We start from the raw sequence: 13929 nt of genomic DNA, 5'->3' as shown, positions 1-13929 counted from the left end.
CCGGCCCTAAGGCCGGAAGTCTTGTCTCAGGTCAGCGAAGTGCTGTTAGACCTGACCGGTGACCACGATGACGCCGGTGTCGTGAGCTTGGGATTCGGCAGAGCCGACGATCCCTACGACTACGTCGGCACGGGTGTGACCGGTTACCAACTGCTGTGCCCAGAACACCAGACCTTCCGCATCGGCGGTACGGCCCAGGGCACCTTGGTAGATGTCCTGAATGAACTTGGCATCAGACACGTTGCTACCGTGGGCAGCAGTGTATTCAGCGGAGTTGATGAAGTTGTTGGCGATGGTGGACAGGCTGGTACCACCGTTGACTTGCTGGGTGTAGTACTGCGCACCGCCGGCATCAGCGTCACGGCCCAGCACTGCATCGAACATACGCAGGGCGATACCTTCAGCCTGCGAGTTGACGATAGCGAGGCTTTCGGTGCCGTTTACACTGGCGACGAACTGAACGTTGGTCAGAGTTGCCTGACCGCTAGTGGTGCTGTTCAGCACAACGCTGCCGTTGGATACGGAAACGGTGTAGTTGGCCAGGTTGCCGACGTTGACGACGTCATAGCCAGCGCCGCCATCGATCTTGTCGACGCCGTTACCCGCGTAGATCACATCGTTGCCAGCACCGGTGCTGACCGTGTTGTTGCCACCGTTCAGGACAACGGTGTCATTGCCACCAGCGGTGGTGATCTTGTCATTGCCGGCGCCAGCGTCGACGAAAGTATTGACGTTGTCGGTGATGGTGATGGTGTCGTTGCCCGAACCGCTCACGACCACGCGAGCTGCATCCGAACCTTCGACGGCAGCAGTCGGGGTAACGGCAGCGGAGTTGCCGATGACGGCAGTCACGTTGGCGCCAGTGTTGAACAGGATAGCCGAGCTGTTGGCGACAACCGAGGGGATGCTCACGGTGACGTCAGTACCAGCTGCGCCCAGGTCGCTGAAGAAGGTCACTTTCGGAGCGACGATCTGACCGCTGGCATCGAAGTTGACCGACAGGTTGCTACCGGTAGAGGTTGCAACCGGCAGAGTGGCGGTCGTGTTGCTCAGGTTCAGAAGGGTCGAAATGGCATCGACGGTGCTGCTGCTCAGAGCGGCGTTGGAGGTCAGGGTGGTGTTCAGAGCAGAAGCGGTAATGGCGGCATCGTATTGCATGAAAAGAATCTCCTAGGTCGCGCGTCAGTTCGTGACTTGCGCGGAATGAAGCGGGGTTTGGGTGAGATCTTCCCTGGGAGACTGGTAGCGGGCAGCGTTCATCTCGATGCGGGGGGTGATCGATACATGTAGAGCAACTAGCTTGGCCTGCCCCTGTTGGGCAGTAACTTCCTGACCGTCCACGAGGTCCTGCGGAGGGCATCCGGCAAAGACCGCCTGGGCGTCCAGAACGTATTCGGCGCGGCGCGGCCCGACCAGAGCCATGGCCACCGCGGTAATAGGTGCGCGCTTGCCGCGCGAACCCGAAAAATTGCCGCTTAGAACGGCGGGCTGCAGGACATCTGCAACCTTGCAGCTATAGGCAACGTCCACGCCCTGAGGCTTGTTGGGCCAGACGATGGCGAAACCCTCCAGACGGGCTTCTTGTTCGACGTTACCGACCCATTCGCTGGCCGTGACATCGCCTTGGGCCTGAACATGGCCAATCAGCTTGAGCACTATAGGATTGCCGTTACGCTCGACTCGTGCGGCGGTCGCCAAAGCCTTGTTGGCCACAACCGGAGCATTGCGCTGCTGTTCGGAGCGAATGATGTCAGCGGAGGTATCGATCCGATCGACACGCAGATCGACCTGGCGCACCGGTAGGTCGGCACGCTGGTATTCGGTGATAAGCAGGGTTCCGGCGCCGTTCTTGACGCGCACGATCAGCGTGTCGCCAAGACGGGAAAGGGTATTGCGGACAACCGTTTCGCCAGGAAAGAAGTCGACCGAGCTCTTGCCGATGGGGGCAGGCTGGAGACTGATAAGGCAAGGCTCCTCGGCGATCTCCTGGGATGCGTATCGAACGATATACATACCGGGCTCGAGGGTGAGCAGCCGAGTCTTGAAGGTGAAGGGTGAATCGTCCATTTGATCCATAATGCCCGTGACCGATTTCCTTAACAGTCCCGGATAGATGCATCCGAGCCTTGGTCAAGTGCTAACCCTATCACACTTCTTATGTGACGGCGCCAGCTTCTTGACGAGGTCAGGATAGAAGAATTTCATTAAATCTCAACGTCAAATCGCAGGCGAGCACTACCGTTCGGTAGAAAAGTTCAATGGCTTTGATAGCAAAAAGCCATAAAAAAGGGTGCGCCGGCCCACAAGTCTGGAATCCCTAGCATCAGAACGCGAAACTGCATACTAGACACCTGTGCTAGGGTGCGTTTCTTTTGAGTTCAGATCGATCGTGCGCATTCTGCATGTCTTCAAGACCTATCTGCCTGACACCCACGGTGGAATCGAACACGTCATTCGGCAGATGTGCCTGGCTACAAGAGGCTTCGGAATCGATCACCGAATCCTGACGCTCAGCAAGCAGCCTGTCCCGGAACGTCTGGAGGTGGATGGCATTCCTGTCCGCCGCGTCAAACAGGATGTCGACTTGGCCTCGACGGGTCTTTCCTTGACCGCTTTTCGAGCCTTCGCCGAGGAGGCCCGCGCCGCCGACCTGGTGCATTTTCATTTTCCCTGGCCGTTCATGGACGTATTGCAGCTGTTGACGCGACCCGGCAAACCCTATGTGGTGAGCTATCACTCGGACATCGTCAAGCAACGCCATCTGCTCAAGCTGTATGCGCCCCTGATGCAACGCTTCCTTAGCAACGCGACCTGCGTCATAGCGGCCACCGAACCCTATCGCCAATCCAGCCCTACCCTGCAGCGTCTAGGTACGAAGGTCCGGGTGATCCCCTATGGCCTCGACCCTGCCAGCTATCCGGAGGCAGATCCGCAGCGCCTTGCGAGCTGGCGCCAGCGCCTCGGGCCGCGCTATCTGCTGTTCGTAGGGGTGTTGCGCTATTACAAAGGTCTGCATCTGTTGCTCGAAGCGCTTCAGGGGCTGGATTACCCCCTGGCGATCGTGGGTGCCGGGCCGGAAGGTGAAGCGCTGCGGGCGCAATGCGAGCGGCTGGGCCTCAGAAATTGCCATTTCCTGGGACGCCAGAGCGAAGAAGACCTGGCGGCGCTCTATGCGGGTTGCGAGAGCTTCGTGTTTCCTTCGCACCTGCGCTCCGAAGCCTTTGGCATGGCGCTGCTGGAAGCAGCCATGTACGGCAAACCCCTGCTCAGTTGCGAGATCGGCTCGGGCATGAGTGAGATCAACCTCAACGGGCAGACAGGGATCGGTGTGCCACCGGAGCCTGCGGCTTTGCGCGAGGGGCTGATGACACTGTGGGAGGATGCCGAGCTACGGACCCGCTACGGACAAGCCGCACGGGCACGCTTCGAGACGCATTTTCGCAGCGAGATCATGGCCAGCAAGCTTATCGAGGTCTATCGCGAAGCCCTGGCCAAGTGACAGCCTAGCGACCTTGCAGGGCGAGGCGATACACCTCTAGCGTCCGAGCAGCGCAGGCGCCCCAGGTGTAGTCGCGAGCGCGGCGCTCGCCCTCTTCCACTCGTTGGCTCACAGCTAAAGGATCATCGAGAACTTCCAGCATAGCCTGGGTTATGGCCTTGAAGTCCCGTGGATCGGCCTGCAGCGCTGCCTCGCCGACCACTTCTGGCAGGGAGGTGGTGTTGGAACAGATTACGGGGCATCGCGCGGCGAAAGCTTCGATAGCCGGTAGCCCGAAGCCCTCGAACAACGACATGAATACCAGGGCCGCCGCACTCTGCAGCAAGGCAATGACCTCATCCTGCGGCAGATATTCCAGCCATTTGCCTTCGCCCCTGGCCTCCAGAGCACGCAGTTCCTCGACCAGGGTCTCGGCACGCCAGCCATTGCGCCCGACGACGACCAAGGGATGCCGCTTGCGCAGCGCCTCGGGTAGCTGGGCATGAGCCGCAAGGACAGCCACAAGGTTCTTGCGCGGCTGCAGGGTGCCGACAAAGAGGAAGAAGCCTGGCTCCAGGCCATGCTTATGCAGTGCCTCCTGACGCGCGGCGTCGGATTGCCGGCTGAAGTAGTGCCCCTCCACGCCGAGTGGCGTGACATGGACCCGCTCTTCCGCAATGCCCAGCAGTCTGACGATGTCTCTCTTGCTGTACTCCGAGATGGTGATGACCTGATCGGCCCAGCCCACGCTCTGGTTGAACAGCCAGTTCTTCAATCTGCGCAGCTTGAGCGTGACCCACTCGGGATGAATCTGCGGAATCAGGTCCATCACGCTGGCCACCATCGCCACGTTCTTGAGCCGCGGAATGTGATGATCAGGCGCGTGGAAGATATCGACTTCGTTCGCTAGTCGCTGGTCAACCCTGTGATCAGCGCCAAGCAGCGCGTTCTTCAGGACGAACTTGGGAAAGTGCGGCGTCAGACTCGCAGCTACACCACAACTCAGGGTCGGCGTATCCACGCCGAAGGTGTAGGGCCTGACCTGAACGTCCGGGCACGCCTCGAGTGCTTGGGACAGCGACTGAGTATAGATACCGATCCCATCGAGATGTCCCTTGGTCGTCCCGGAAGACCATACCGTCGTCCCCAGCCCAACCTTCAACGTCGTCAACGACTACCCCCCAAGGATACGTACAGATCCTCGAGGGTCTGCTCCAGCGAAATCAGCGCTCTATCTCCTACGATCTCGCGCAGGCGTACATCGCTGCCACGGAGCGTCGGAATCTCGTTAGCCCGAACGAAAGCCGGATTGACCCGGACCTCTATCGAGTAACCGGCAATACGCTCCATCATCTCGATGATGGTGCGTAGCGCCGTTGCCCTACCCGAGCAGACATTGACGGGACTGGAGCGATGGTCGCTGTCCAGCAGCCCCAGGTAAGCCTGCGCAAGGTCACGAACATCGGAGAAGTCCCGACTCACGTCCAGATTACCCAACTCGATCACGCGTTCGCCGCGGGCAAAATGGCCCACGATCTTGGGGATGAGAAAGCGCTCGTCCTGGCCTGGCCCGGTGTAGTTGAAGGGCCGAGTGACGACGATGGGCAGACGGTCGTACCAGGTAGCGACCATATGCTCCATGGCCAGTTTGCTGCAGGCGTAGTGATTGACCGGCGCCGGACAGACCGACTCATCGATCACTTCGATGCCCGGAGTCCCATAGATGTTGGCGCTACTGGCAATCAGCACCCGCTGAGGTTGACGCTCCAGGGCGCCCAGCGCCTCGAGCAAATTCAAGGTGCCGAACAGGTTCACCCGGTAAAAGGCTTCCTGATCGGCATGCCCGACAAAGGCCAGTGCCGCCAGATGGACGACCCAGTCCGGTTGCACCTGACCTACGGCAGCGATGACCGCTGCCTTGTCGGTGAGATCGCATGCCAGGGTGACATCCGCATCGGTAGTACCACTACCGAATCCGACTACCTTGAATCCCCGCGCCTTGAGCGCCTGGATCAGATAGCGTCCCGTAAAACCCGATGCGCCTGTGACCAGAGCGGTTGGCATGCCTATCCCCTTAGTTAGAACGAAAAGCCTTGTTCGTTGCGACGCAGGTCAGCCTCGACCATCATCTGGCAGAGCTGCTCCAGGGTGGTCTTGGGCTCCCAACCCAGCTCGCGCTTGGCTTTCTCAGGATTGCCGATCAGCAGATCCACTTCAGCGGGACGGTGGAATTTCGGATTCACGGCCACGACCTTCTTGCCGCTACGGGTGCAATAACCTTCTTCCTTGTCGCCTTCGCCCTTCCATTCCAGCTGGATATCCACGGCCTTGGCCGCCAGGCTGACGAAGTCACGCACGGTCTCGGTGCGGTTGGTGGCCAGTACATAGGTGTCCGGCTTGTCGGCCTGCAGCATGCGCCACATGCCCTCGACGTATTCCTTGGCGAAGCCCCAGTCGCGCTTGGCGTCGAGGTTGCCCAGCTCCAGTACGTCCAGCTTGCCCAGCTTGATCTTGGCGATGCTGTCGGTGATCTTGCGGGTCACGAACTCGCGGCCGCGCAGCGGGGATTCGTGGTTGAAGAGAATGCCGCTGGTGCCGAAGATGCCGTAGGACTCGCGGTAGTTGATGGTCATCCAGTGGGCATAGAGCTTGGCCACGCCGTAGGGGCTGCGCGGATAGAAAGGCGTGCTCTCGATCTGCGGAATCGCCTGGACCTTACCGAACATCTCCGAAGTGGATGCCTGATAGAAGCGGATCTTCGGATTGACGATGCGGATGGCTTCGAGCAGGTTCACCGGACCGACGCCAGTGATTTCAGCAGTGGTTACCGGCTGGTCGAAGGAAACGCCCACGAAGCTCTGGGCAGCGAGGTTGTACACCTCGGTCGCCTCGGTGGTCTGCAGCAGACGGATGCTGGCGGACAGATCGGTCAGGTCGTACTCGACCAGGTGCAGATTGGGATGGCCGGCGACACCCACTTCTTCGATGCGCCAGAAGTTGACCGAACTGGTACGGCGATAGGTACCGTAGACGGTATAGCCTTTCTCCAGCAGCAGTTGGGCCAGGTAGGCGCCGTCCTGGCCCGTGATTCCGGTGATGATAGCTTTCATGAGGTTCTTCGTTCTCCGTTGGACCCTTGGGCTGCACTGCCAGCCGCCGGACCGTGATTATGTCGCACGGCTTTCCGTAGACATGTCGATGATGAGTTCTTGGGTAGTACGCGCGCTTTCAGCCCAGGTCAGCCAGGGCATGGTGCGGGAGTCCGGATGCGTGCCTGCACGATAAAGCGCAAGCCAAGCCTGAATGTCAGCAGCCAAACCGGGGCCGTCTGCGACAGCAAAATAGTAGGCACTGTCCTTGGCGACCTCGCGAAAAACCGGGATATCGCGGGCAAGCACTGGAAGACCCTTCTGCGCGGCCTCAATCAGAGGCAGACCAAAGCCTTCCTCGTAAGAGGCGGCGATCAGACACACACTGACGCCATAGAGGCGCTCCAGATACTCGTCGCTGATCCCTTGTAGCCAGAACAGACGCTGATTGGCTTGAGGATGGTCTGTCAGCCGTGCTACGACATCTTCCACCAACCATCCCTGCTTGCCGACGATAACCAGGTTGACCTTCTCACCTTGCTGCCAGAGCTGCTCGAAGGCATCTAGTACGTGCCGGTGACCTTTACGCGGCTCAATGGTACCAACCATCAGGAAGCTGGGACTATCCGTCAGCCGGTTCAGCACAGCATTAGCCTCATCCGGTAGACCGATGGTGGGTAAAGAGGCCTCGATGTCGGCGCCGATATGCGATACCCGAAGCGCGAAGGCTGTGTTTGGACGACGCTGCTGCACAAGCATTCGAACTGCATCAGCCGTCGCCTGCGAAATACAGACAGCACCATCACCCTGTATGACCGTCGAGAACCAGCGATCAAACAATGGCTGAGCGCCTTCCGGAAAGTACTGTGGGTGTAGAACGGGAATGAGGTCGTAGATCAGGAAATAGGTCCTGACTCCCATCAATTTCATCTGTCTGAGCTGGTCGGCCTGTTCAGCCACCACAGCAGGCTGCAGATCCAATGCAAAGAAGATGTCACCCGCCCGGAAGGTTATGGGCTCGTCTTGCAGGACCGGTTGACCACCGAGGAATTCCAGCGCGAACCGCCGCGCATAGCGATAGCCTGCGGTACCGGCGACCGCGTAAACGGGCTCGATGCGATAGCCTTCAACTGGCTTTTCCAACCATTCGCGGAGCACGCTGCGTACGACACGCTGGATACCGCTACGGGCATCGCGCTGCACCAACTCTGAGACATCCACCAGGATCTGCCGCTGATGACAGGGCGGCGGGAGGGAAAGATCCAGTGCTCGGGCGAGCTGGCGATAGCTGGCGCCTTCTACCTGCTCAGCCCCAGCGGCCATGATGCGGCGGACCAACGCCGGCGCACCGATACTCGCCTTGTCGTAAAAGGCCTCGATTGCCTTGTGATACTGCTCAGCACATAGGCGCGGTGCATGCTGGGTAAGGATAGTAGAGCGAGCATGCTTACCGAGCTCGTGCCGCAATCCGGCATCACGGTGCAGCTGCTCCAAGGCGCGTACCAGGTCAACGTCGGCGAACTGATCGTCCAGCATCAGAACACTGCCCGCTGGTAAGTCCGCCATACTGCCATTGGCATTCACGATGGTGGGCAGACCATATTTCATGCAGTCCAGCACGGCAGCCGACGTCTCGCCTCGTGAACGAGTGCGGAGCTGAACACCGACGTCAGCGATAGCTAGATAATCACCAAACGCTTCGGCGTCGGTCCAGCCGGTAATGCGAATATGGCGTTTGCGACCACTGGCGGCAATCTCACGCTGGATCTTCTCACCATAGATGCCCTGGTCATTTTCACCCACAAAAATCAGAACGTTGTTGTCGTCTTGGGCAAGGGCCGATTGCAGCCAGGCGCTCAGCAGGCGGTCGTTCATCTTGCTGGGGCCAAGCAAACCAAAGCTGCAAACTACGAAGTCGCTGCTTTTAAGCCCCAGTTTCTTGCGGATCAGCGCCCGGTCCTGTTTCAGCTGCAGATCGGGCACACGCAGGAGTGGAATGCAGGCCCAGTCCTGCGCAACGGTGCTGCCGTACCAGGCATCGGCCATTCGTTGCGAGCTCTGTGAATGGACGATTACGCCTTCGGCGTTAGCAATCACAGGATAGTTGCAGGGGTACTTCCAAACGACGTCAGCCGTATCTTCAGCCTGGAGACGCTCGATGACAGCGGCGTACCCATGGCTTTCATAAAGCGCATTTACCCAGACGCCTTGCTGCAAGCCATGGCACTCCAGATGCGCAAGAATGCCGGAAAGAAAGAAATCATGAAGCACCACTGTGCCCGGTATTTCCTCCAGCAGCGCAAACATGTGCTCATGAAATACAGAGTTGCCAAAATGATAGAGGACGCGATCGTATCGGTCTGCATTGCGTCTAAACCAGGAGACATCGCGCACGGCGCAATTACCGGCGATGCAGGCGGACGTCACTTCATCCTGTGCGGCTATTACCTCTACTTCATAGTAACGACACAGTTCAGGCAGCAGCTCGGCGCTATAGTCGCTGATACCGCTACGAAGCGGCGGCAAGGGCGAAACGTAGGCTAGTCGAGGGCGCGTCTTGGGCCGGCTGGGTTTGCCCTGCGCCACCAGTGCGCGCAAAGCAGTTAGCGTCTGTTCGGCACAATGCTGCCAGGAGAAGCGACGCGACTGCTGGCGAGCATGAGTTTGCAATTGCGCCCGAAATACATCATCAGTCAGAACCTGTCCTAGCTTGTCGGCGAGGGCTTCGTCGCTACGCGGATCGAACAAAGCGGCCTCGTTACCGATGACCTCTGGCAGGCTTGAACTGTTTGAAGCGATTACCGCCCGACCACAGCTCATTGCCTCTAGTGCGGGCAGCCCAAAACCTTCGTGCCAAGACGGAAAAACGAAGACCTTGCAGCTGTTATAGAGCCGCAACAAGTCGTCTTCAGAAACGAAGCCGGTAAAGACGACCTCATGGGGCTTGAGTCCCTGGCTACGGACTAATGCCTCAAGGCGCTCACGCTCCGCGGGTTGAACAGAACAGACAATCGCGAGCTGCAGGGACTGACGCAACTTTGGTGACAGCAGACTATAGCCACGGATCAGACCTTCGATGTTCTTGCGGTGATCAATGCCGCCGGTATAGAGCACGAAGTCACCAGTCAGCCCGACTCGAGCCTGCAACTCAGCGCGTTCCTGCTCGGGTATCACCCTCTCCTGAAAGTGGCTATCGGCGGCCGTGGAGATCGTCACGATACGCTCGGCAGGCAGCCCCAAATAAGTTTGGGCTTCGTTGCCAGAAGATTGAGAAATGGCCAGCAGCAGTTCAGCCCGGCGCAGGTGTCCGAGCTTGTTCTCATACCACCTGTCCACCACCCACTCTTTCAGGTAGAGATCGCGATAGATGATTGGAATGAGATCGTAGAGGACCACCGCCGTAGGGATCTTTTGCGATAGTCGACCGATACTGGTTACCGCCTCGTCCACCAGGCCTTCGAACAAGCTGCAGACCAAAACAACGCTGGGATTGAGATTGGCGATAAAAGCCTCTCGCAGCAGCTCGGCCGCTTCTCTATCCCAGGAAGTCGCCGAACCGAGCTGACGCGTTTGAGGCGGACAACTCCAGACCTTGATCTGCTCCGGTAGGAGCAGGCCAGCGAATTCGGCGCGCAGGGGTTCGATGGTGTCTGGAAAGGCGTCCGACAGGACGATAAGAACCTCGGCTTCTCCACGTTGGGCCACGATGGCCTTGGCCAGAGACAACGAGTAGCGACCTATTCCCCGTTTGCGATTTTCAGCCTGCGCACCCTGCAGATCGATAACGATGCGCATCAGGGACGATTCTCCATATCCTGTTTAACGAAAGCGGCGTAGAGCTTCTTCGAGCGCGCTGACAGTTCTGCGGCATCAATCGGCATGCTCTGATGCGGCGCGGTGGCGGCGCGTTCTACCACAACAGCCTGCCGATCACCACGCATCCGCTTAGCGAGGCCTGGATAACGAGCAACAAGAATATTCAACCGCCGTACGAACCACGGATATTTGAGCAGCGGCCGGATACCGAGTTTGAGGACCCGTCGTGCCAAAGCTAAGGGACTAGGCCGAGCGCCTTGACGCACCTGCCCGGCGCGCGACGCAATTGCTCGAAGAGGTGCGGTCAGTCGCCAGGACGTGCTGCTTAGCAAAGCGCTATTCTGCCCTTGCAGCGTATTGGCCTGAGTGTGCCAGTAGTGAGCACTTTGATGAGCAGCCTGTAGCTCTTGTCGTAGGGATTCCAGCTCGCGGTGCGCTTGCTGTCGGGCATCCTCGGCGTGTTGCCGCTGTTCATCTGCTTGCCGCCGTGCGCTCTGCACGGCCTCGAGCTCACGACTGAGCAAGGTCACCGGCTCAGCGAAGATGCTCGACCAGCGACTGGCGTCATGCAGTTGCTGGCTAAGGACGTGGATCTCGCTACGTACGGCCTGCAGCTCAGTTCGGCTTTCCCAAAAGCGATGTTGAAGTTGCTGCTCGTAGCGCTGTGCCAACTCCCCTAGGGAAACCCCAAAATCCTTATCGAAAGCCGACGTCAGGACCTCATAGCGGTTATTGTCAGCGTGCTTCTGCGCCACCACTGCATAGTCAGGGCTGGATCCACCCAGGACATCCAGCAACTGCAGCTGGTCCGTCTCTCTCACTTGAGGAGCTTCCTGCAAGCGCAGGATTTTCTGGCGAGCGAAGCCACTGTATTCGACAAGAAACTTGAGCAATTGATGAGGAAGCGGGCGCTCGTGGGTAGGGTCGAGATAGAAGCTGTTGGTCCCCACTACCAAATTTTCCGCATTCGGCGTCTCAAGAATCAGCAGCCCTCCAGGCTTGAGGACGCGCAGCGCTTCACTTACCAGCTCTTGAAGTACCGAGAAGGGTATGTGCTCGACGATGTGAAAACCAGAAATGAGGATCTGACTCTCCGCCGGCAGCACTTGCAATGCACTCAAGGCATCGCCCTGAACTGCTGGCAGTCCTCTGTCGCGACAGGCCTGGAGCATACCGTCGTCGAGGTCGACCCCCTGGGCCTGGAAGCCCTGCTCGATCAGCAGTTCAAGCCACTCGCCACGACCACATCCGATATCGAGTGCCGGACAGGCTTCATCGGCTTCCTTAAGCGCCTGCAGGAAGGGTTCATATACGCGAAGGCGTTGCTTGATCAGCGCGCGGGAGCCGCGATGTCGATCTTCGAAAGCACGGTAAAAATTTCCGCTCATCGCACGAGCTCCACTTCAGGTGGCATCCAGGTCAGGCCGACGAATTCCTCGCGGTCCATGTTCACGACGTTGAACACCGCGGCCAAGTCGCGCCACTCGTAGTTTTGCGCCAGATGGGTATCGGCCGTATGGAGGGCAACGGCAACCGAATAGGAGCCAACACCAAGGTTCATTGCAAAGTTGAAGCGATACTCGATCTCCGTATCCGCTTCGAGCGCCTCGAGTTTGCATCCCAGGTGATGGGTATTGGTGCCATAGACGGATTGCCCGAGACGATCCTTGATCATGTAGCCCACCACCAACTCGGGGAGTGCCACCGAGACCGCCACCTTAATGCGCAATGAAGCGATTTCGCCTACCCGGATGAATTCCGCCGGCTGCTCGGCGGAATTGAAGACATCGACTGCAAGGATGCTGGCCTCGCCACTGCCAGAGCGCGTCTGTACCCGGCCATTGTCGAGGTGTTGCACGGTGACGCTAGTACCTTCCTTTTCGGCAATCAGCGCGTTATAGAAATCCATTACTTCTTCAGGATTCCCATCTTTGATGATGGTCCCTTTGTCGAGCAAAACGGCACGGCTGCATAGAGCCTGAATCGCACTACGATCGTGAGAGACAATCAGCAGTGTGGTGCCTTGTTGCTGGAACTCGCGGATGCGGTCGAAACTCTTGTGCTGGAAATAGCCGTCGCCGACTGACAAGGCCTCGTCGATGATGAGGATTTCCGGCCGAAAGGCAGTGGCCACGGCAAAAGCCACTCGCATCTGCATACCGCTTGAATAGGTACGGACGGGCGCATCGAAATAGGATCCAATCTCGGCAAAGCTATCAATCCAATCGATAACTGAATCGATCTGTTCTTTGCTGAACCCCATCAGGCCGGCCGCATGATAGGCGTTCTGCCTTCCGGTCAGCTCAGGGTTGAAGCCCATACCCAGTTCGAGGATGGCGGCAATTCGCCCGCGACACGTCACGGTGCCCTCGCTAGGTTGGAGCGTACCGGTGATCATTTTGAGCAGCGTGGATTTGCCAGCACCATTCTGCCCAACGATGCCAATAGCCTCACCAGGCTCTATCGAGAAATTGATGTGCCGAATGATCCAGTTTTCAGCACTGGGCTTGACCGGAAGGTAGAGCCAGCGCGCGAAGCGGAGCCACTCAGAACGATAGGAACGATAGGATTTCCCGAGGCCGGAAACACTGAGCAAGCTCATAGTACATCCGCCATTTCCGGCGCCGCGCGGCGGAACATGAGTAGGCCAAGCAGGAGGAGGCCGCAAGCGATCAAGCAGGAGGGATAGATCTGCAGCAGATCGGGCGCGCGCGCGTAAACCAATACGTCATGATAACCAGTGATGATAGGAAACAAGGGATTGTTACCCATGAAGCCCTTGAGATACTCAGGAATGATGTTGGCGGGATAGACGATTGGGGTGAACCAGAACCACACCTGGAGCACGATGGGCACGACCTGGCCGACATCACGAACGAACACGTTGAGCACGCCAAGAATCAGACCGATTCCGACAGCAAGCGCCAAGATGGCAAGGGTCAGGGGTATGAGCCATAACATGAGCAGATCAGGAAATTTGCCGAAAAAGGCGAACACCACCAGCAAAGCACCGAAGAGCAGCACGTAGTTGAGCAGGCTTGATCCCATCACGATCACAGGCAAGGTGATCCGAGGAAAACTCATCTTCTTCAGCAGGTTGCCTTGATCGACAAACAGGGTCAGGCAGCGGTTGATGACTTCTGAGAAAAGACTCCAACCCAACATTCCGGCCATCAGGTAAAGCGCATAGGCGTAGCTGTTGTTCAGCCCAGGCAGTTTGGTCGCCAAGACGTTGGAAAGGATCAGTGCATAGATGGCAACCTGAGCCAGCGGATTAATGATCATCCACAGCCCACCTAGGCGACTACGGGCGAAGCGTGTCGAGAACTCGTTGCGAATGGAGGAGAGAACGAATCCCCGGTATCTCCACAGGCTCAACAACATCGATAGCATGGTCTTCCCTTCGAATTACAGAGCGCAGCGCCGATCACACTACGGCATAACGTGTCGGCAGGACTCTCGTGAGCCGCTGCTCCCTACCTTCTCTGAGCCAGAGGTCTGCTGTGCTGGTCGCGGCGGCAGGTGTCCGTTGGTACAGAGAATTCA

General features: G+C 58.3%; 10 protein-coding genes. 1 reads left to right on the top strand and 9 read right to left on the bottom strand.

From position 1 onward, the window contains the following. Window positions 1-45 precede the first annotated feature (45 nt). Both PSEK12I1_RS23460 and PSEK12I1_RS0102520 read right to left on the bottom strand, forming a co-directional pair. The gene (locus PSEK12I1_RS23460) at window positions 46-1158 is read right to left on the bottom strand and encodes a DUF4214 domain-containing protein (RefSeq protein WP_051399163.1); all 1113 of its coding nucleotides are present in this window, start codon (window positions 1156-1158) and stop codon (window positions 46-48) included. A 24-nt stretch (window positions 1159-1182) separates the two neighbouring features. Further along, a complete protein-coding gene (locus PSEK12I1_RS0102520) occupies window positions 1183-2067 on the bottom strand; it encodes a cell wall-binding repeat 2 family protein (protein WP_231501033.1) in 885 nt (294 codons plus the stop codon). A gap of 322 nt (window positions 2068-2389) precedes the next feature. On the opposite strand from PSEK12I1_RS0102520, the gene PSEK12I1_RS0102515 reads away from it, so the two are divergent. Then, on the top strand, window positions 2390-3499 hold the full coding sequence (locus PSEK12I1_RS0102515; protein WP_027600599.1) for a glycosyltransferase: 1110 nt from the start codon (window positions 2390-2392) through the stop codon (window positions 3497-3499). Between the two features lie 4 nt (window positions 3500-3503). Here PSEK12I1_RS0102515 and PSEK12I1_RS0102510 read toward each other — a convergent pair whose 3' ends face one another. From PSEK12I1_RS0102510 to PSEK12I1_RS0102480, 7 genes are read right to left on the bottom strand one after another with little or no spacing between them, the layout of a single operon-like run. Continuing rightward, window positions 3504-4640, bottom strand: coding sequence for a glycosyltransferase family 1 protein (locus tag PSEK12I1_RS0102510; protein ID WP_027600598.1), 1137 nt, complete (start codon window positions 4638-4640; stop codon window positions 3504-3506). A 5-nt stretch (window positions 4641-4645) separates the two neighbouring features. Beyond that, on the bottom strand, window positions 4646-5542 hold the full coding sequence (locus tag PSEK12I1_RS0102505; protein ID WP_027600597.1) for an NAD-dependent epimerase/dehydratase family protein: 897 nt from the start codon (window positions 5540-5542) through the stop codon (window positions 4646-4648). Between the two features lie 14 nt (window positions 5543-5556). Further along, window positions 5557-6588, bottom strand: coding sequence for a GDP-mannose 4,6-dehydratase (gmd, locus tag PSEK12I1_RS0102500; protein ID WP_007159973.1), 1032 nt, complete (start codon window positions 6586-6588; stop codon window positions 5557-5559). Window positions 6589-6645: 57 nt separating this feature from the next. Next, complete coding sequence (locus tag PSEK12I1_RS0102495) at window positions 6646-10362, bottom strand: glycosyltransferase (RefSeq protein ID WP_027600596.1); 3717 nt, start codon at window positions 10360-10362, stop codon at window positions 6646-6648. Further along, entirely contained in the window at window positions 10362-11771 is a 1410-nt protein-coding gene (locus PSEK12I1_RS0102490) for a bifunctional 2-polyprenyl-6-hydroxyphenol methylase/3-demethylubiquinol 3-O-methyltransferase UbiG (RefSeq protein WP_027600595.1), read from the bottom strand. The genes PSEK12I1_RS0102495 and PSEK12I1_RS0102490 overlap by 1 nt, the downstream gene beginning before the upstream one ends. Beyond that, window positions 11768-12985, bottom strand: coding sequence for an ABC transporter ATP-binding protein (locus PSEK12I1_RS0102485; protein ID WP_007159976.1), 1218 nt, complete (start codon window positions 12983-12985; stop codon window positions 11768-11770). The genes PSEK12I1_RS0102490 and PSEK12I1_RS0102485 overlap by 4 nt, the downstream gene beginning before the upstream one ends. Further along, on the bottom strand, window positions 12982-13776 hold the full coding sequence (locus tag PSEK12I1_RS0102480) for an ABC transporter permease (RefSeq protein WP_027600594.1): 795 nt from the start codon (window positions 13774-13776) through the stop codon (window positions 12982-12984). The genes PSEK12I1_RS0102485 and PSEK12I1_RS0102480 overlap by 4 nt, the downstream gene beginning before the upstream one ends. Window positions 13777-13929: the final 153 nt, after the last annotated feature.

Source organism: Pseudomonas sp. MOIL14HWK12:I1, assembly GCF_000510705.1.
GTDB classification, from domain to species: Bacteria; Pseudomonadota; Gammaproteobacteria; order Pseudomonadales; family Pseudomonadaceae; genus Chryseomonas; species Chryseomonas oryzihabitans.
The sequence above is the reverse complement of the archived record's forward strand: the minus strand, read 5'-3'. Positions and strand labels throughout refer to the sequence as shown.